The 16,422-nt window shown below is 58.9% G+C and carries 8 protein-coding genes, 1 tRNA gene and 10 pseudogenes; 11 read left to right on the top strand and 8 right to left on the bottom strand.

The genetic code is table 11. The annotated features are described in order from the left end of the window. Positions 1-394: 394 nt before the first annotated feature. Together ACVWW6_RS44080 and ACVWW6_RS44075 are read left to right on the top strand one after the other, a co-directional pair. Positions 395-469, top strand: a pseudogene (locus ACVWW6_RS44080) (transposase); the annotation flags it as partial. Between the two features lie 440 nt (positions 470-909). Then, positions 910-1,158: pseudogene (locus tag ACVWW6_RS44075) on the top strand (P-type conjugative transfer ATPase TrbB); the annotation flags it as partial. A 215-nt stretch (positions 1,159-1,373) separates the two neighbouring features. Here the strand turns inward: ACVWW6_RS44075 and ACVWW6_RS44070 are convergent. After that, on the bottom strand, positions 1,374-1,751 hold the full coding sequence (locus ACVWW6_RS44070) for a hypothetical protein (protein WP_456682980.1): 378 nt from the start codon (positions 1,749-1,751) through the stop codon (positions 1,374-1,376). Between ACVWW6_RS44070 and ACVWW6_RS44065 the strand changes: the two genes are divergently transcribed. Beyond that, positions 1,747-1,817: transfer RNA gene (locus ACVWW6_RS44065), tRNA-His, on the top strand. The two genes, ACVWW6_RS44070 and ACVWW6_RS44065, sit on opposite strands and share 5 nt — an antisense overlap. A gap of 933 nt (positions 1,818-2,750) precedes the next feature. Here the strand turns inward: ACVWW6_RS44065 and ACVWW6_RS44060 are convergent. Further along, a complete protein-coding gene (locus ACVWW6_RS44060; protein WP_456683246.1) occupies positions 2,751-3,041 on the bottom strand; it encodes a BRCT domain-containing protein in 291 nt (96 codons plus the stop codon). 33 nt (positions 3,042-3,074) lie between these two features. Beyond that, a pseudogene (locus ACVWW6_RS44055) lies at positions 3,075-3,422 on the bottom strand (exonuclease domain-containing protein); the annotation flags it as partial. A 126-nt stretch (positions 3,423-3,548) separates the two neighbouring features. On the opposite strand from ACVWW6_RS44055, the pseudogene ACVWW6_RS44050 reads away from it, so the two are divergent. The 3 genes and pseudogenes from ACVWW6_RS44050 to ACVWW6_RS44040 form a co-directional block, all read left to right on the top strand. After that, positions 3,549-3,767: pseudogene (locus ACVWW6_RS44050) on the top strand (IS110 family transposase); the annotation flags it as partial. Between the two features lie 492 nt (positions 3,768-4,259). Continuing rightward, positions 4,260-5,576, top strand: a complete 1,317-nt coding sequence (gene ltrA / locus ACVWW6_RS44045) for a group II intron reverse transcriptase/maturase (RefSeq protein WP_202633193.1) — start codon at positions 4,260-4,262, stop codon at positions 5,574-5,576. 852 nt (positions 5,577-6,428) lie between these two features. After that, positions 6,429-7,166 (top strand): glycoside hydrolase family 12 protein, encoded by a 738-nt coding sequence (locus ACVWW6_RS44040; RefSeq protein ID WP_161533429.1) that lies wholly within the window; start codon positions 6,429-6,431, stop codon positions 7,164-7,166. Positions 7,167-7,221: 55 nt separating this feature from the next. On the opposite strand, the pseudogene ACVWW6_RS44035 reads toward ACVWW6_RS44040, so the two are convergent. After that, positions 7,222-8,672: pseudogene (locus ACVWW6_RS44035) on the bottom strand (IS701 family transposase). Continuing rightward, positions 8,644-9,519 (bottom strand): annotated as a pseudogene (locus tag ACVWW6_RS44030) (IS3 family transposase); the annotation flags it as partial. The pseudogenes ACVWW6_RS44035 and ACVWW6_RS44030, both read right to left, overlap by 29 nt. A gap of 227 nt (positions 9,520-9,746) precedes the next feature. On the opposite strand from ACVWW6_RS44030, the gene ACVWW6_RS44025 reads away from it, so the two are divergent. Then, positions 9,747-11,129, top strand: a complete 1,383-nt coding sequence (locus ACVWW6_RS44025; RefSeq protein ID WP_161533276.1) for an IS110 family RNA-guided transposase — start codon at positions 9,747-9,749, stop codon at positions 11,127-11,129. 2 nt (positions 11,130-11,131) lie between these two features. Here the strand turns inward: ACVWW6_RS44025 and ACVWW6_RS44020 are convergent. Further along, a pseudogene (locus ACVWW6_RS44020) lies at positions 11,132-11,389 on the bottom strand (transposase); the annotation flags it as partial. 596 nt (positions 11,390-11,985) lie between these two features. Here ACVWW6_RS44020 and ACVWW6_RS44015 point away from each other — a divergent pair. Continuing rightward, positions 11,986-12,207 (top strand): hypothetical protein, encoded by a 222-nt coding sequence (locus ACVWW6_RS44015; RefSeq protein WP_161533430.1) that lies wholly within the window; start codon positions 11,986-11,988, stop codon positions 12,205-12,207. Between the two features lie 121 nt (positions 12,208-12,328). Here ACVWW6_RS44015 and ACVWW6_RS44010 read toward each other — a convergent pair. After that, a pseudogene (locus ACVWW6_RS44010) lies at positions 12,329-12,480 on the bottom strand (IS256 family transposase); the annotation flags it as partial. A 220-nt stretch (positions 12,481-12,700) separates the two neighbouring features. On the opposite strand from ACVWW6_RS44010, the gene ACVWW6_RS44005 reads away from it, so the two are divergent. The 3 genes and pseudogenes from ACVWW6_RS44005 to ACVWW6_RS43995 form a co-directional block, all read left to right on the top strand. Further along, positions 12,701-13,201, top strand: a complete 501-nt coding sequence (locus ACVWW6_RS44005; RefSeq protein WP_161533431.1) for an IS3 family transposase — start codon at positions 12,701-12,703, stop codon at positions 13,199-13,201. Positions 13,202-13,274: 73 nt separating this feature from the next. Further along, a pseudogene (locus ACVWW6_RS44000) lies at positions 13,275-13,821 on the top strand (IS6 family transposase); the annotation flags it as partial. A 777-nt stretch (positions 13,822-14,598) separates the two neighbouring features. After that, positions 14,599-16,047 (top strand): annotated as a pseudogene (locus ACVWW6_RS43995) (DPP IV N-terminal domain-containing protein); the annotation flags it as partial. A gap of 76 nt (positions 16,048-16,123) precedes the next feature. On the opposite strand, the gene ACVWW6_RS43990 reads toward ACVWW6_RS43995, so the two are convergent. Beyond that, the gene (locus tag ACVWW6_RS43990; RefSeq protein ID WP_456683245.1) at positions 16,124-16,372 is read right to left on the bottom strand and encodes a transposase; all 249 of its coding nucleotides are present in this window, start codon (positions 16,370-16,372) and stop codon (positions 16,124-16,126) included. Between the last annotated feature and the right edge of the window lie 50 nt (positions 16,373-16,422).

Raw genomic sequence — 16,422 nt, 5'->3', positions numbered from 1 at the left:
TACGTCCGCATTCGTAAATGACTTGCTGGCCCTCATACAATTCGTGACAAGTTACTATGGCTCCGGCGGAGGCCGCCTTGTGTACTTTGCGAGGCGGGTTGAGGATTGACCTTAATTTATGGTCCGGCCGTGCATTGCGAGAAGATTCGAAGATTCGTCGAATTGGCGGCGGCGGTCTTGCTTCAATGTATCCGGCCTCTGATTGGAGCGTTTGTGCTCCCGGCCATCATGGATATCAGCGCGCGCGTTCTGATTAGTCTACAGGCCTCGAACGGGCCCTTAAGGTCACCAGTATCCGCGCGCGCTCGTAAGACCGATCCTCCATTTTGTCTTGTCTTCTCGCAGGCCTCGGCTGGAGACTGTTGATGCGGCAATCGGCCGTTCGGTGATCGCACAGGTGCTAGCCTATCTCGGCCGCTATACCCATCGCGTTGCAATAGCAAACAGCCGGCTCTCGCGAGCCAGGGATCCTGATCCCATTCAAGACTAACGGGAGATCGTCGATTTGCACGGAAATCTCGGCAGTCGGGGACGACGCGTCACCGGCGGCAAATGATTGAGGAACTCCGCCGCTGAATAATGAAAAATAGACGATCTTCAGTGCCTTCGCGCGCGCAACGTATTGCGGAATCCAATTGAATGCGCCGCGAGCGGTGACATGACCGATTTGCACTCAAGAAGCTGCCGATAGTCTGTCAAAGCCTGGGCAAATTCACGGTCGCACTTTTCTCTATGACGAGCCTGTCATCAGGGCGGTCAGCAGCCTTCTATGCAGCAAGTATTTTTTCGCTGCTCTACGCTGGCTCCCCACGACTGCTGAATAGTTGTTGAACTAACCCGTTTCCTGCCTTTTCTATCCATCCCCGTCGCCGATCGCTTGCTGCGATTGGCTCTCGACGGGGGACGATCATGGCGGGCACTTCACTCCATTCGGAAGCGTTCTCGCGTGGCGCGCGCATGCTGCGCACCGCGCTGGGCCCTGCGATCGCGACCTTCCTTGAAGACCCCTCGATCGTGGAAGTGATGCTCAACCCCGACGGTCGGCTCTGGGTCGATCGGCTGTCCGGCGGACTGGAGGATAGTGGCCGCACGATGTCCGCCGCCGACGGCGAGCGGATCGTGCGCCTAGTCGCGCACCATGTCGGTGCTGAGGTGCACGTGTAGGTAAATTTGCCGAGACCCGGAGTTGGCACGTCTACTGTCGCAACGCGCGGACGCTGCATCTTGGCCCCATCTGCGAGACCGCCGATAAATTCAACGCGGGCTTTGGTCATAGGTCTGATTATCCCCGGTCTCTTCAGCGATCACGGTGCGCGACAATTGGAGGGCATGTGCCAATCGAAGCTCTCCGGGTGGGAAATTCGAATCTTCCTTCAGGCACCATCGTTTGACCTCCCGACTTGCGATCGATGCTGATCGATCGCCTCAACCAACGCGATCAGATCGACACTACCGTCGATGATCGTATCACGGGGATTGCCGGCGTCGACATGGACGCCGGCGCCCTTATGTTCCTCGTGCTGCCGGCGCAACTCGGTCAATATGATATCGATCAAGCTCACGGCAGCGCCGTCTCTCGAGTCTCCAGTTTGCTGACGCTGTTGAGTTTGTTGTGCCGCGCGACTTAGTTCGACGGATAGGTCTTGCTCGCCGGCATCCATCAGTGCTTCGTTGAGCGCTTTTACGGCATCAACTATCTTCACGGATGCTGTCTTCTGTTCTGCTGTTGCCAACTCGTTTTCTTTCGCCATTTTCGTTTAAGGGTAGGACGCTGGATTGTGGATCCGGTAGTGGCCGTTCGAGTCGGCCAGGTGGTGCCGGCTTGGCGAGCTATCCGGATGGCTCGGCGTGCTGCGATGAGTGAGGCTCATTGGGGGAGACTCGGGTACACAGCTGTGTGCTCGCTTTATCAATCGGCTAATTCGGAGAGGTCGCCATTGGTAATGCCGAATTATTCGTGTGTTAGCCGTTGCATCCATCCGTTCTGGAGGTCCGGTTGGACTTTGGGCGCCTCACTTGCAATTTTCTCATCCGCTGAACGACAGCGACTTCGCTTCTCTCGAGCAGGATAGAAATACGCTTCGGCACTTCGTTGTTCGAGCCGAGTTCGAGCAGGCGCTCGTCCTCTTCCTTGCTCCATCGCCTGGACCGGTTCCTAAGCGCACTGATATGATTGACTGTCATTCCTTCGCCCTGGTTGTTTGGTGTGTCCTTTGGGTGAAACGCGATTGCCCGCAGACTAGCGGTCTCCAGCGTGCCAGTCCGCGCCGTGAAGGCGGATCATCTCACGATGAGCGCGTTTGATGAAGGCGCGTTCGAACCAAAGGCCAGCACCGAATGACGCGGCAAGCGGCAAGAATGCAGGCGAAATAGCCATTCGCAAAAATCCCAGGTCGCATTGCCGGCAGCGATTGCGAGCAAAGTTCCTACCACGAACAGTATTACGAATACTCTTGATCATGTCGGTTCGGCAAATACCGGATGCAATCTTAGCGTTACAACCACGGCGATAATCGGCGCAAAGCGGCCGTCATCCGCTGTCTTTCTGCTCGGTCGGCCGATGGTGAGACGCGGTCCACACTCGTGAACAGCCGGTGGTTAATGATCTTTCGCACATTGCGAAGGTCCAGCACCGCGTGCGCGGGGATCGTGACATCAAGTCACTTGGCGAAGATATTCGTATAACACGCGCTTGCGCTTGCGAACGCCTATGCTATTGCTGAGAATATCGATGCGGTCATGTGGATACGCTACTCCTGGGCATAGTCGGCCGCGGCTTTCGCGAGCTGAAGAAAAGCGCTCTCGCGGAGGATGCGGATTCGTTGCCCTTTTGCTATCAGCGCTTCAGCTTTGAGATGCTTGCTGCTCTTCGATTGACCGGTTGCGAAACGGGTCACATCTTGATCGCCCACGATGAGCAGCGTCGTGTTTTTCGTGACGCCGCCATCCACTTCGCGGCCTACACGGGCCGCCAGGTCGGCCGCTTTGCGTCGCGGCATCGACAAAGCTCCTGTGAAGACCACCACTTCTCCAGCGAGCAGGCCGTCGAGATTGCCCTCGCGCGTTATATGGCCCTATGGGGTAAGAGGCTGGCAACGTGTGATCCAGTCGTCAATCGACAGGCCTGTCTCTTCCATAGCTTTAAGGAGGATCATGCCCGTGGCGCGAGCATCTTCCGCTGCATGATGATAGCTGAATGTGATACCGAATTCGCGCGTCAGATCTCCAAGGCCATAGCCTGCGCGTGCGAATTGAGCCCAAGCTCGCTGTGCAACGCGCGTCGTGTCCAGCCACCGGCAACTAACGTCTGTGAGGCGGTGTCGAGCGGATGCCTGTCGCATCGCCGCTCGATCGAATAGCGTATGACTGACAACCACCGCGCCATTCAGGCGCGAGGCCAGTTGCGGATAGATGTCCGGAAACTTCGGGCGCTTCGGATTTGGCTTTCACCGATCCCATGAATAGAGACATTGATTGGGTCAAAGTAGTCATCGGGAGTCACAAGTAGGGACCGTTCCGTCAAGGATGTTACTACTAGTGGGCAAGATTTGGCCAAGCAGGTTTTCCAGGTTCATGGCGCAGACGCTGAAGGCGCACCGCTGTTCCAGCGAAAGCTACGGCGTGCGGACGTCTTGCGCTTCTTCGAGAAATTGTCACCGTGTTTGGTCGGAATGGAAGCATGCGCGAGCGCGCACTATTGGGCGCGCGAGATCGCGGCTTTTGGTCATGACGTCAAACTTCTGCTACCTCAATATGTGAAGCCATTCGGTGCGCCCCGACGGCGCGTATTACCAGTGGAGGAAGGATCCACCCAGAGAGTTGTCGATTGATCTGGTAGCTGACGAGCGGTTTGGACGAGCAATCGGACGGATCGAAGCCTCGTGACAAAGGTCGCTTTAGGCGGCCGAGCAATCCAGCGGGCCGTAACGTGAGTGAAGCCTGAGCACGCCTCGAAAGTTACGATGTGAATGCCGATCCGATCGTATGGCGGGGAAGGCCGTGCGGACAGGGAAGCAATCGACGCACGCACCTGTCTGGTTCACCGGGGTAATGGGCACGGCACGTTGGAAAGGTAGTACGGGTAATCGGGGGAGACCCGTCTTGGTCGAAGGTCGCGCCTTCAGCATTGAGTAGTCGATGGACCGGACGGGAGTCGGACAGGGTCAAAGGTACCGATGAAACCGGGTAATTCCGGCGGAGGAAAGGACCCTGACTTCAGGTGCGCTTTTAAAGATGGCGAGGGAAAGGGTAGATTGGCGATGAGCCTTGAAACGCCCGATAAGATCAGGAGCCTTCAGAGAAAGCTTTATTGCAAAGCGAAGGCGGAGCCTGCCTTCCGCTTCTATGTGCTGTACGACAAGATCTGCCGCGAGGACATTCTGAGCCATGCCTACAAGCTGGCCCGCGCCAACGCGGGTGCGCCGGGAGTGGACGGAATAACTTTCGAACAGATCGACGCGTCGGGACTCGAAGCATGGTTGGCTGGCCTGCGCGATGAACTCGTCACGAAGACCTATCGGCCCGATCCGGTGCGGCGGGTGATGATCCCGAAGCCCGGCGGCGGCGAACGTCCGCTCGGTATCCCAACAATCCGGGACCGGGTCGTCCAAGCTGCTGCAAAGATCGTGCTGGAACCGATCTTCGAGGCGGATTTTGAGGACGGAGCTTATGGATATCGCCCGCGCCGCAGCGCGGTCGATGCCGTCAAGGAAGTGCACCGGCTTATGTGCCGGGGCTACACAGATGTTGTTGACGCCGATTTGTCGAAATACTTCGACACGATACCGCACTCGGACCTCCTCAAATCGGTGGCCCGACGCATCGTCGACCGGAATGTGCTGCGGCTGATTAAGTTATGGCTGCGAGTACCGGTCGAGGAGCGGGATAGCAACGGGAAACGGCGCATGAGCGGCGGTAAGAGCAACAAGTGTGGCACGCCACAGGGCGGTGTCATCAGTCCGCTGCTCTCCGTCATCTACATGAACCGGTTCCTGAAGCATTGGCGTCTCAGCGGTCGGCGTGAAGCATTCCATGGCCAGATTATCTCCTATGCCGACGACTTCGTCATTCTCAGCCGCGGCCACGCGGAAGACGCATTGACGTGGACGAAAGCGGTGATGACCAAGCTTGGGCTGACACTCAACGAGACTAAAACCTCGGTGAAGAATGCCCGATTGGAAAGCTTTGACTTCCTTGGGTACACGCTCGGACCCCGCCACTTCCGCAATGGGGGGCGGTGGTATCTTGGCGCGGCTCCGTCGAAGAAAAGCGTGCTGCGGATCAAGAGGAAGGTCAGCGAACTGCTGACGCCGGGCAACAAGGGCGCTTGGCCCGAAGTACAAGCACGACTGAACCGCCTTCTGCGCGGCTGGTCCGCTTACTTCAGCTATGGCTCGCTTGCTACGGCTCATCAGGCCGTTGATCGACACGTCTTTGACCGCGTGCTCGCCTTTCTGCGCAGACGACATAAGACGCCAGGACGTGGCGTCAGACGGTTCTCTGATCAGATCTATGGGAACCCTGGCGTACTTGTGCTGAACCGCGTGCGCAAAGTGTCGCCGACGTGCGCCTTGTGACGAAACCTGTCGGAAAGCCGGATGCGGGAAAACCGCACGTCCGGTTTGATGAGCGGGGAGAGGAAACGGAACGCGCAACAAGCGCATCACCGCGCCTCTCCTCGACTCTACTCAAGCGCGGGAAGACTAATGCTGCCGACGCAGAGGCGATCAGCGAGGCTGCAATACCATGCGCTTCGTCCCGGTTCGTCGAACACTACAATCGCGTCCGCTGTCATGAGAGCATCGACAACCTACTCCTGTCGATGTCTACCTCGGCAGGGCTGAGGCGATCCTTGCAGGCCCGCAGCAATTGGCTCTTCCATTCGGTCGTCCCCCATCGCGGGTGTCAAGCCGGGCACGCGGGCCGCGATTTTAATCGAACCGAAGCTACCGGTCAGCGACCGCAGCCGGCTGCCGGGTCGATGCCCGTAACGGGGCGTTCCCTCATGGCCGGCCTTCACGCCGCGTCCGTAGCGCGGCCGCGCAAGGGCCGGATCGAACTCGCTGCGGAGCAATTCTTCTAATCAATTCCCGCGCTCGTTCCCGCAGCGCCGTTTCGACCGGATCGAATCAATTTCGAAAAGCTGCGGAGCCGTCTCTCTTTCACGCGGTGGGGAAATGCATCTTTGTGATGTTGCTGGTCATGGCATGGATCTCCGATCCGGCGCTCCAAACGGCGGATGATTCGAGGTTGATCACCTCGGAGACTACGCCGCTTTCAGTTCCAACCAATCGCGAGGGGCCCTGGTCTGAAATCCGCCAGCCTGTCGGGAACGCGACCGGAAGCGCGAGAAAAATAGCGACGTCTGGCTCTGCCCATTATGGCCCAACTCTTGCGAGGGGCGAGCGGGCAAAGGTTGGAGATTGAGAATGGCGAGCGTGTCGAAGCTAAAGGTGCTTGTGGTCCTGATTGCTGCCAAGGGTGCGCTTCTCGCGGCATCGGCAAAAGCTCCGATATGGAGTTCGAGTGCTCAATACGGGAGCTTTTCAATCGATGGCTACAGTTGGAATAACGACGTATGGGGCAGGGGCGCAGGGCCCCAGACTATCTCGGTGAGTGCTGTCAACCAGTGGGGGGTGTGGTCGAACCAGCCTGATGCTGGCGGAATCAAGAGCTATCCCCACGAGGGTTTCAATGTCGGTAAACCGCTCAGTTCGATCAACACTCTGATCTCGACCTTCAATCAGGACGTTCCGACTAGCGGCGCCTGGGACGTCGCCTACGATATCTGGGACAGCTCAAATCAGTATGAGATAATGCTCTGGACGAATTACACTGGCAATCCTGATGGTGGCGGCAACGTCAAGCCTATTTCTTACAAGTACGCTTCTTCCGGGGCCGCGATACCGATCTACACAAATGTCGATGTAGGCGGAGCGACTTGGAACGTATTTCAAGGAGAAAATCACCATAAGGTCATCTCATTTCTGCGCACTTCGAAGACCAACACTGGGACGGTGGATATCAAGAGTGTCCTGCTGTGGATCAAGTCGAAAGGGTACTTTGGGGAGATAAACGTCGGCAACGTCCAATACGGCGTTGAGATCACCTCCTCTCCAGGTGGGATGAACTTTAACTTCAATAATTGGACCCTGACATCGAGGTGAGTACTCGCGGTCGCTGAGGTGAAGCGGCCTCGGATTTTGGACCGGCGGCTTAGTCCTACTGCGTCACAAACGATGATCTGTCTGGTGGTCGAACTTGATCGCACAACAAGGAGATCTCGACAGCGTTCGGACGAGCCCATGTTCGAGGCGCCGTCGCATCGTCGCGATCGAATTTGGAATGTGACGTTGGGTCCGCAGCGGCAGATCCCCGGGGTCTGTAATCTGCGGGAATGCGATCGAGCGGGATCGGCCGGGCGCGCCGAGCGCCTGAGGGGGGAATCGTCTCCCGCTCGGAGATCAGGAATCCGTAGCCTGCGATGCACATTGTTGCGTGATGATGAAAGCCGCGCCAGCCGCGTCCCTCGAAGTGGCCGAGCCCGACCTCCTGCTTGAGTTCCTGATAGTCGCGTTCGATGCGACAGCGCAATTTAGCCATCTCAACGAGGGTCCGGAATGCCACATCCTCCGGCAATGTCGAGAGCCAGTATTTGGCAGGCTGGTCCTCGCCTTTTGGCCATTCGATCAGCAACCATTCCTCCAATCGCCGGGTGGTTTGCCAATAATCACGATGCGCGGCACGGACCCGCACGCGTGCAAAGCGCGAGGTCAGCTTTTCGCTCGTTCCTTGCCGCCACGTGATGGTGCGCCAAGCTTTGGCCGGCAGGCCGATCGCGAGCGCCTTGACGGCGGCCGGCTGATGCTGACGGTTGCGGCGCATCAGTTTCGGTGGACGGCCGCGGCCCGACCATGGCTTCGGCGGCAAGGCACCGGTGCCGGGCGCCCATACCGTTGCTCGACAGAAGACCCGCCACATAGGTCAATCCCAGCGCCGTGATCTCCGTGCGCAGGTCGCTGTTGTTGCCATAGCCCGCGTCCATCAGCACAACACCGCGCGGAAGGCCGCTCGCACAGGCCCACCGCAACTGCTCCAGCGCGATCTCCGGCTTGGTCCGGAAGCCAACTTCGGCAGGAATGCCCACCTTGCGCCGCCGATCGCAGTCCTCAGTGCATTCCTTCGGAAGATAAAGGGGATAAGCGACAGGCAGGCTGGCGTGGTGGTTGGCAATCGACAGTGATACCGCCACCTGACAATTATCCTGCTTGCCGAGCTGCCCGCAATATTGCCGTGCAACTCCAACTGAATGTCGCCCCTGCTTGGGAATCCGGTATCGGCGATGATCCAGGCTTCGATGGGGCCCTGGCGTTCAATCGCCGGCAGGACCATCTCACGTACCTTGCCCAGCACCTTCTCATCCGACCAGGCGCCGCTGCCGACGAAATGCAGCAGCGATTGATGCTGGGCGGCCGTCCGTTCCGGAGCTGTCACCGCCGCCATCGGCTCCACGCTCTTGCGACCGCCACAGGCCATCAGGCCGACGCAAAGTCGCGCAGCGGCGCCTTCCGATCAGCATGACCTGAACTGGTCCCGGTTGTCTGAACAAAACTTCCGCGTCGATAAGTGGAGCGTCTGCCGGGGTTAGGCCGCCGCGCGGAGCGGAGGAAGATCGAAGTAGGCTTGATCCGGGGTGCGGTCGTCAAGGCTCGAATGTGGGCGACGGCGATTGTAGAAGTCGAGATACCGGCCGATCGAGTTACGGGCCTCGCTGACGTTTTCATAGGCTCGCAGATAGACCTCCTCGTATTTGACGCTGCGCCACAGCCGTTCGACGAACACGTTGTCCCGCCATGCCCCCTTGCCATCCATGCTGATGGCGATGCCGTAGCTGGCAAGCAGACTGGTGAACGCCGCGCCCGTGAACTGCGAACCCTGGTCGGTGTTGAAGATTTCCGGCCTGCCATGACGAGCGAGAGCATCCTCCAACGTCCCGACGCAGAAGGCCGCCTCCATCGTGATCGACAGCCGCCACGACAGAACACGGCGTGTCGCCCAGTCCAGCACCACGGCGAGATAAACGAAGCCGTGCGCCATTGGAATGTAGGTGATGTCCATGGCCCAGACCTGGTTCGGCCGCGTGATCTCGATGCCGCGCAGCAGATACGGATAGATCTTGTGACTGGGCGCGGGCTTGGTGGTGCGCGGGCGGCGATAGAGCGCCTCTATCCCCATCCGCCGCATCAGCGTCTTCACATGCCGGCGGCCGATCTTGCACCCCTGCAAAGCCAGCAGGCCTCGCAACATACGCGAACCGGCGAAGGGATACTCCAGATGCAGCCGATCGAGACGCTGCATGATCTCGAGGTCGGCTGAAGAGACTGGACGCGGCAGATAGTACACGCTGCTGCGGCTGACCTTCAAAATCTCTGCTTGCTTGGTGATCGGTAGATCGTGTTCACAATCGATCATCGCTTTGCGCTCAGCCATCCCGCCTTGGTGAGGGCGCCTTCTAAAAAACTATGCGCGACGCTGCGCGCCCCCTGTGGGATAGAAACGGGCAACCGCTAGACTGCGGCCGGAAGGGAGCGGCCGATACGATTTTGGTGGCACGTGACCCCGTCAAAAAACCTGGTCCATGGGCTGTTGCGCACTTGAGAGTGGTGACGCCATCTCGGCGATCCCGTTTAGGAATTTGAATGAATTGCGCAGCCCAGCCCTTCCGCCGGAGTCAGGAGGAACTACAGATGAATCCCAAAAGATCGAAGTCGAAGGACGGCGGTAAGATGCCGATGGTGCACCCGAACGCGGCTGCCATCGACGTTGGCGCCACCATGCATATGGCGGCCGTTAGGGCAGATCGCGCACCGGAGCCAGTCCACAGTTTCGGTACCTTCACGGCCGATCTGCATCGGCTGGTCGACTGGTTTACGGAATGCGGCGTCGAGACCGTCGTCATGGAATCGACCAGCGTCTACTGGATTCCAATTTTCGAGCTTCTCGATGCCCGGGGATTTACGGTGTTTCTTGTCAACGCGCGGGATGCCAAGCACGTGCCGGGGCGTAAGACCGATGTCAGCGATGCGCAATGGCTGCAGCGGCTCCATTCATTCGGGTTGCTGCGGGCCAGCTTTCAGCCCAAAGGGCAGATTGCCGAGCTGCGAGCCTACGTGCGTCAGCGCGAGCGTCTGCTGGAGTACGCGGCCTCACACATCCAGCATATGCAGAAGGCCTTGACGGAGATGAATCTTCAGCTCCACCACGTCGTCGCCGACATCACCGGCGCGACCGGCCTGCGTATCATACGCGCGATCCTTGCCGGCGAGCGCGATCCCGAGGCGCTGGCGTGCTTGCGCCATTACAGTTGCCACTCCAGTGCCGAGACGATTGCGAAGGCGCTCACCGGGAGCTACCGCGCCGAGCATCTGTTTGCGCTCGAGCAGGCACTTGCGCTTTACGACACCTACCACGAGAAGGCATCTGCCTGCGACGCCCGGATCGAAGCCGTGTTGAAGGAACTGAGCAACCATCGCGGTCGTGGTCATGGACCAGCACCGCCGGCCTCGCTGCGTCGGAATCGAACCGATCAGGCGAACGCTCTAGCTTTCGACGTCCGCGAGGCGCTATTCGCGTTGCTGGGAAAAGACATCACCACGATCGACGGCCTCGGTCCTTACCTCTCGCTGAAGCTGATCGCTGAATGCGGTGACGACCTCTCCTCGTGGCCAAGTGCAAAGCATTTTACCTCCTGGCTAGGACTGGCGCCGAGCAACAAGGTCTCCGGCGGCAAAAGGCTCTCGTCCCGAACGCGCCGATCCGGCGGCCGGGCGGCGGCGCTTCTGCGCCTTGCTGCCGTCACCGTCGGACGCACCAATACTGCGCTCGGCGCCTTTTACAGGCGACTTTCATCGCGCATCGGTAAGGCCAAGGCAGTGACCGCCACGGCCCGCAAGATCGCAGTTCTGTTCTACAATGCTGTGCGATACGGAATGGACTATGTCGATCCCGGGGCCTCGTCCTACGAGACGCGCTACCGGACGCGAGTGGTCAACAATTTGCATCGGCGTGCCAAGGCATTCGGCTTCGTTCTCCAGCCCTTGGAGCCGAACGTCGGCGATGCTGTTTCTTAGGAATCGTTCTCCAGCGTCAGCTCTCCGATCTTGGCGTGCAGCGACTTCACATCGACCGCGGGCGTGGCCGGTGTCCCGCCTCCCGGTCCGAAAATATCGGAGGCGCCGCCCTCAAGCTGGGATTTCCAGGCCGTAATCTGATTGGGATGAACGTCGAAATGCTCCGCCAACTGGGCTATCGTGCGATCGCCCTTGACGGCGGCCAGCGCCACCTTCGCCTTGAAGGCCGGTGAGTGGTTCCGGCGCGGTCGTCTGCTCATGGTTTCTCCTGTTCACGGCGATTATCGCCGCTGTCAGGCAGAAATTCCACTTATCGTCCTGTCCAAATTTGTGGAGCCGGCTCTACCGATGACACTGGCAAGCCCTTCCAAATACGTCGCAAATCGCTTCTCGCACCGCTCATGTCGGCCTCTCGACTGATGGTCCATGCTTCATCCATCGCTGATTCTGGCCGGCAGTTTTGTGACTCCGTCAGACTAGCAAACATGTGGTGCTGACCGCACTGGACGAACATCGATTCGCACGATGCTCACGCTGCGTAGGTAGCCCGTCGGCGGATGGGTGGGCTTGTTGCGGGGGCCGACAGTCCAGAAGTGGACTCTTAGCCTAATCGCGATTGATCTTCGTTCGCAATCCCCCGGCACGTCAGATCCAGGCCCAGCTTCAAAAACGTACGGTACGATCGTGGTATGACTTTGCCGGGCAATCTCGGCCGATGGCCACTCCGAACCTCATGTTTTCATCGCAATAACTCGGACAATTCCTTGATCTCGCTCAACCACAGTTTGGCGTCTGGAGTTACGGCAAAATTGCCGAAGCCGATAATGCATTCGGGTAATGATAAGGGGTTAGAAACATGTCGCGGAAGACGAGCAATTCTAACGCTCGAAAGCTGCGCGGCTGCTCCTACCTTGCCGTGCGCCCGTTTTTCAAAAGCTCAAAGAAATGGCGAGGGAAATGCGCAATTTGGGATTTTCGCATCATCACCGTACTTTCGGCACTGTTCTTGAAACGAGCCATTCCGCACCTCGTCGAGTTGGGTAAGAACGATCAATGCCCGCTGCGCGGCCTTTCGTGAGCGAAGGTAGCGGGAGATGTCCCGATCGCTATTGAACTACGCCGGGCCGACGTTGCCGTAATGAATGTTGCGTGGCCCTCGTCTGGGCAACGGGCTTGATCGTCATGCGATCGTGGTGAGCTTAAAGGGCCGCGCGCAGAACCGACAATTTCTTATGCGCCGTCAATCATCGGAAGGCCTTGTTGGCTCGATCATGACGGCCACGACCCATCGCAAGGCCATACCGGCATCCCGCCAGCGTTTGACGTTGCGCGTGACGCGGCGAATGCTGCCCTGAAATGGACCCCGGTTTTGGGACGAGAGGCTAAGTTGGAAAAGGGCCGCTCCGTTTTCATGGACGGAGGGCATGATGACGAAGAAGACACGACGGGAGATCGACGCGGCGTTGAAGGCAAAGATCGCGCTGGAAAGCGGCGCGGGCGCGAGAGCGAGGAAACGCGCGAACGCGAGATCGAGAAGCTGCACGCCAAAGACTAGCGCGGAGGTCCGGAAGATGAGCACGCCGGACCGTCGAGGAATGCTCGATCGCGCCAACCAGGCGCTGTCGACCCGCCGGCAATGCATGTTGCTCGGCATCGCCCGTTCTTGCGTCTATCGGCCGCTACAGCCGGCCAACGACAACGACCTTGCCCTGATGCAGCGGATCGACGAGCTGTTCACCGCCTTGCCATTCTTGGACTCGCGGCGAATTACCGCGATGCTGAAGGCTGAGGGGCTCCGGGGCAATCGCAAGCGCGTGCAACGGTTGATGCGCAGGCTGGGCATCGCGGCGCTGGGACCGAAGCCGAACACGACAAAGCCGGCCCCGGGGCCACAAGATCTATCCCTATCTGCTGCGCAACATGGCAATCGACCAGCCGAGCCAGGTGTGGGTGGCCGACATCACGTATCTGCCCATCGGCCGCGGCTTTCTCTATCTCGTCGCCATCATCGACTGAGCGAGCCGTGCGGTTCTGGCGTGGCGGCTGTCGAATACGATGGACGCTCCTTCTGAGTGGCGGCTCTGGACGAGGCGCTGGCGACGCACGGCACGCCGGAGAGTTTCAACACCGAGAAGGGTAGAGGCGTTCTCCGATCGGATCCGCCAGCGCGCTCCCGCTCGCGGTGACAAATGGCATCTGGACCAGGTCGCTATCTCGATCGCGGGCGAACAAACATTGGCTCTGGCGCGCTGTCGGCCAGAAGGGCTTCGCTCTCGACGACTTGATCCAGCGTCGAGAAGAGACTCGCGCGCTGCGCAGCGGCTTTTAAGTCCGCCGGCACGCCGCCGCGCGTGATGATCACGGACAAGCTGCGTTCGTACGGCGCCGCGAGGGTTGAACCTCGCTAGCGCAAAGCTCTCAACAATCGGGCCGAGAATTCTCATCAGCCGACGCGGCGACGCGAGCGGATCATGAAGCGTTTCAAATCGTCCCACTGGGCTCAACGGTTTCAGTCAGTTCACGATCAGGTGCGAACCTTTTCCACATCCGCTATCTCGGAGCTATCACCGCCGACTTCCGTCGTGCTTCGCGCGAACGGGCCTTTGCGACTTGGCGCGAAATCTCCACGACAAGCGCTATCGCCGAATCTCGAACCTTCGAGAATCGCCTCCATGTCTCGGCGGTCGATTAAGTTGACGATGCCCTCCATGCGTCGCCCACGCGTTCTTCCTCGGCCTTGATTCATCATCGGCCGACGAAGACCGAGACTGCAGCCCGCAAAGCTGACCGGCCGCTACGGCAGGACGTTCTGGTGTGTTCGAGGTCAGACATACGGCGTGCCTCAACAATCGCTAGCCCTGTCGCGTAAGCGACATAGCTATCGGAAGCCGTCGGGAATGCGCATCGCTTCGCTGGCATGGATTCTGCTCACCACCAGGGGCGTAGAAGCGAGGCTACGACATCGAGCGTCGTTGCGGTTGGCGCGCACATGTGTTGTTCGTGAGGTGATATGCGACCTGGAGTTCTTGTACGGGGCGCGGCAGCAGTTACGCTTGCCGCCTGCGGTGGCGCTAAATCGGCGGATCTCGATCCAGCGGTGAAGGTTTCATCCGACACTGTGGAACTGGACCGAGAATTACATTGCGTGCACGGCGGTGGCGGCAATGGCCGGACATCTTCAGTGACCCCTACGGCCCATCTATCTATGGCGCCATCGTCCATACCCCTGCATCCCTGGCTGGGGCCAGAGCGGTGATCACAGCTTTAGACCGTGCCGCCCAGTCGCCCACTCAGATGTCTGGAAGATTGGAACCTGATTCTGGCGCAAGACTTGCGTGCAACGTTTAGGACGCTTTGTGCGCACGGGCCAGTGCTGGGCTTTGGAGGAGACACTGAACGCAGCTGCGCCATTTCGTGAGGTCATCCCCAGCCTCCGTTATCCCCACAGAACGAGGACGAGTGAACGAACATGTACAAGCTTGGCGCTTTCATGCTTGCGCTGCTGGGTCAGCAGGGATTGGCAGCCGCGCAGGCTCCGGCCGACAACATTGCAAAGCCGCTGCTGGTGCCGTCCGATTACGAGCGAGCGCTCACGATCGGCGCTCAATATAACCAGCTCACTGTCAATATGCCCGACGTTCCGTTCTGGCTCGCAGAGGGCGAAGCGTTCGTCTACCGACGGACGACTCAAGGCAAGCACCAGTTCATGCGGGTCGATGCCGCCACTGGCGGAAAGCAGCCGGCTTTTGATCATACCCGCCTCGCGGCGGCGCTGGCCAGGGCAAGCCTCGAGAACTATAAAGCCGACAATCTGCCGTTCGACCGTTTCGAGCTGGCCGACGATGCTCGCATGATCACCTTCAACATCGACAACACCCGGTGGACATGCGATCTCGTAAGCTATGGCTGCACAGCCAATGCCATGCACCCGGACGTCCATCAACAGATGGGCTATGATCCCACCCCGCCCGCGGAGAACGATCCGGAGAACACAAGCATATCCCCTGACGGCAAATGGTTGGCCTATACTACAAAATACAATATCTTCCTGCGCAGCGAGGACGGCTTGCAGGACATCCCTTTGACCTGGGACGGATCGGAAGGCAACTACTATGCTTTCTCGACGCTAAGATGGTCTCCAGATTCGCGTCACCTCGCGGCTTACCGCATCCGTCCAGGCCACAAACGTCAGATCCACTACATCGAATCGTCCCCGACGGACGAGCTTCAACCTAGATATTCGACGATGACGTATCCGAAGCCGGGTGATGCCTTGCCACTGCTCCAGCCGGTGCTGTTTGACATCATCATGCAGAGCAAGATTGAAATCGACAATGCTTCCTTTCCAAATCCCTACCACCTTTCGCCGATCAAGTGGTGGAAAGATGGTCGCGGGTTCACCTTCGAGTATAATCAGCGCGGGCACCAACTCTATCGCCTTGTCGAGGTGGAAGCTGCTACAGGTAAGGTGCGCGCTCTGATTGATGAGCGCAGCATTACCTTCATCGATTACCAGCCTCTAGTGATGAACCAGCGGAATACTGGAAAGTTCTTCCGCTACGACGTTGAGGACGGAAAGGAGATCATCTGGGCGTCCGAGCGCGATGGATACGAGCATCTGTACCTCTTCGATGGCCGAACCGGTGAGCTCAAAAACCAGATCACTAGAGGAGATTGGGTGGTTCGCGCGGTCTACTACGTCGATCCGGTCAAGCGCCAGATTTGGTTTGGTGCGAGCGGGAAGGAAAAAGGGGAAGATCCCTATTTTGTCCATGCTTACCGTGTCGACTTCGATGGGAGCGGACTGACCGCGCTCACTCCTGAGCCGGCCAACCATCACATTGAGTTTTCACCTAACGGCCGCTACTATCTCGACCTGTGGTCAGGCATCGATGTCCCGCCGCGCTTGGTGTTGTATTGAGCTGGCCCCGCAAATTCGGACAGTAGCTTGAGTGGATTTTCTGCCTGACAGCGGCGAGGATTCTTGCTGCGAATCAGGAGCGAAGATGACGAAAAAGAGCCGCCGGACGCATTCTCCGGCATTCAACTTGGCGTCGCCACACCGTAAGCAGCCCCCGCGAACCGCCATTGCGCCGCGCAACCTCGGAGATGTTCGCACTCTCCCCAAAGCTCTCCGCCACGATCCGGGCCTTCTCCTCGCCCGTCCACCGACGCCGTCGGCGCTCCCCAGTGATCACCTCGACGCGACGATAGGAGTCATCTTCCTGCCTGGCATCAAGCATGGCATTTGCCATCGTTCCACCTCCACCGATCAGCTCATGCCAGGCTGTAT

The organism is Bradyrhizobium sp. USDA 3311, from assembly GCF_054062495.1.
This window is presented reverse-complemented; position numbering and strand designations above follow the sequence as displayed.

What these genes read in the sequence shown, in the direction of transcription:
- ACVWW6_RS44070 (WP_456682980.1), bottom strand. Translation starts at nt 1,751, where the DNA reads ATGGCGAAAGAAAACGAGTTGGCAACAGCAGAACAGAAGACAGCATCC.
- ltrA (WP_202633193.1), top strand. Translation starts at nt 4,260, where the DNA reads ATGAGCCTTGAAACGCCCGATAAGATCAGGAGCCTTCAGAGAAAGCTT.
- ACVWW6_RS44040 (WP_161533429.1), top strand. Translation starts at nt 6,429, where the DNA reads ATGGCGAGCGTGTCGAAGCTAAAGGTGCTTGTGGTCCTGATTGCTGCC.
- ACVWW6_RS44025 (WP_161533276.1), top strand. Translation starts at nt 9,747, where the DNA reads ATGAATCCCAAAAGATCGAAGTCGAAGGACGGCGGTAAGATGCCGATG.
- ACVWW6_RS44015 (WP_161533430.1), top strand. Translation starts at nt 11,986, where the DNA reads ATGTCGCGGAAGACGAGCAATTCTAACGCTCGAAAGCTGCGCGGCTGC.
- ACVWW6_RS44005 (WP_161533431.1), top strand. Translation starts at nt 12,701, where the DNA reads ATGAGCACGCCGGACCGTCGAGGAATGCTCGATCGCGCCAACCAGGCG.
- ACVWW6_RS43990 (WP_456683245.1), bottom strand. Translation starts at nt 16,372, where the DNA reads ATGCTTGATGCCAGGCAGGAAGATGACTCCTATCGTCGCGTCGAGGTG.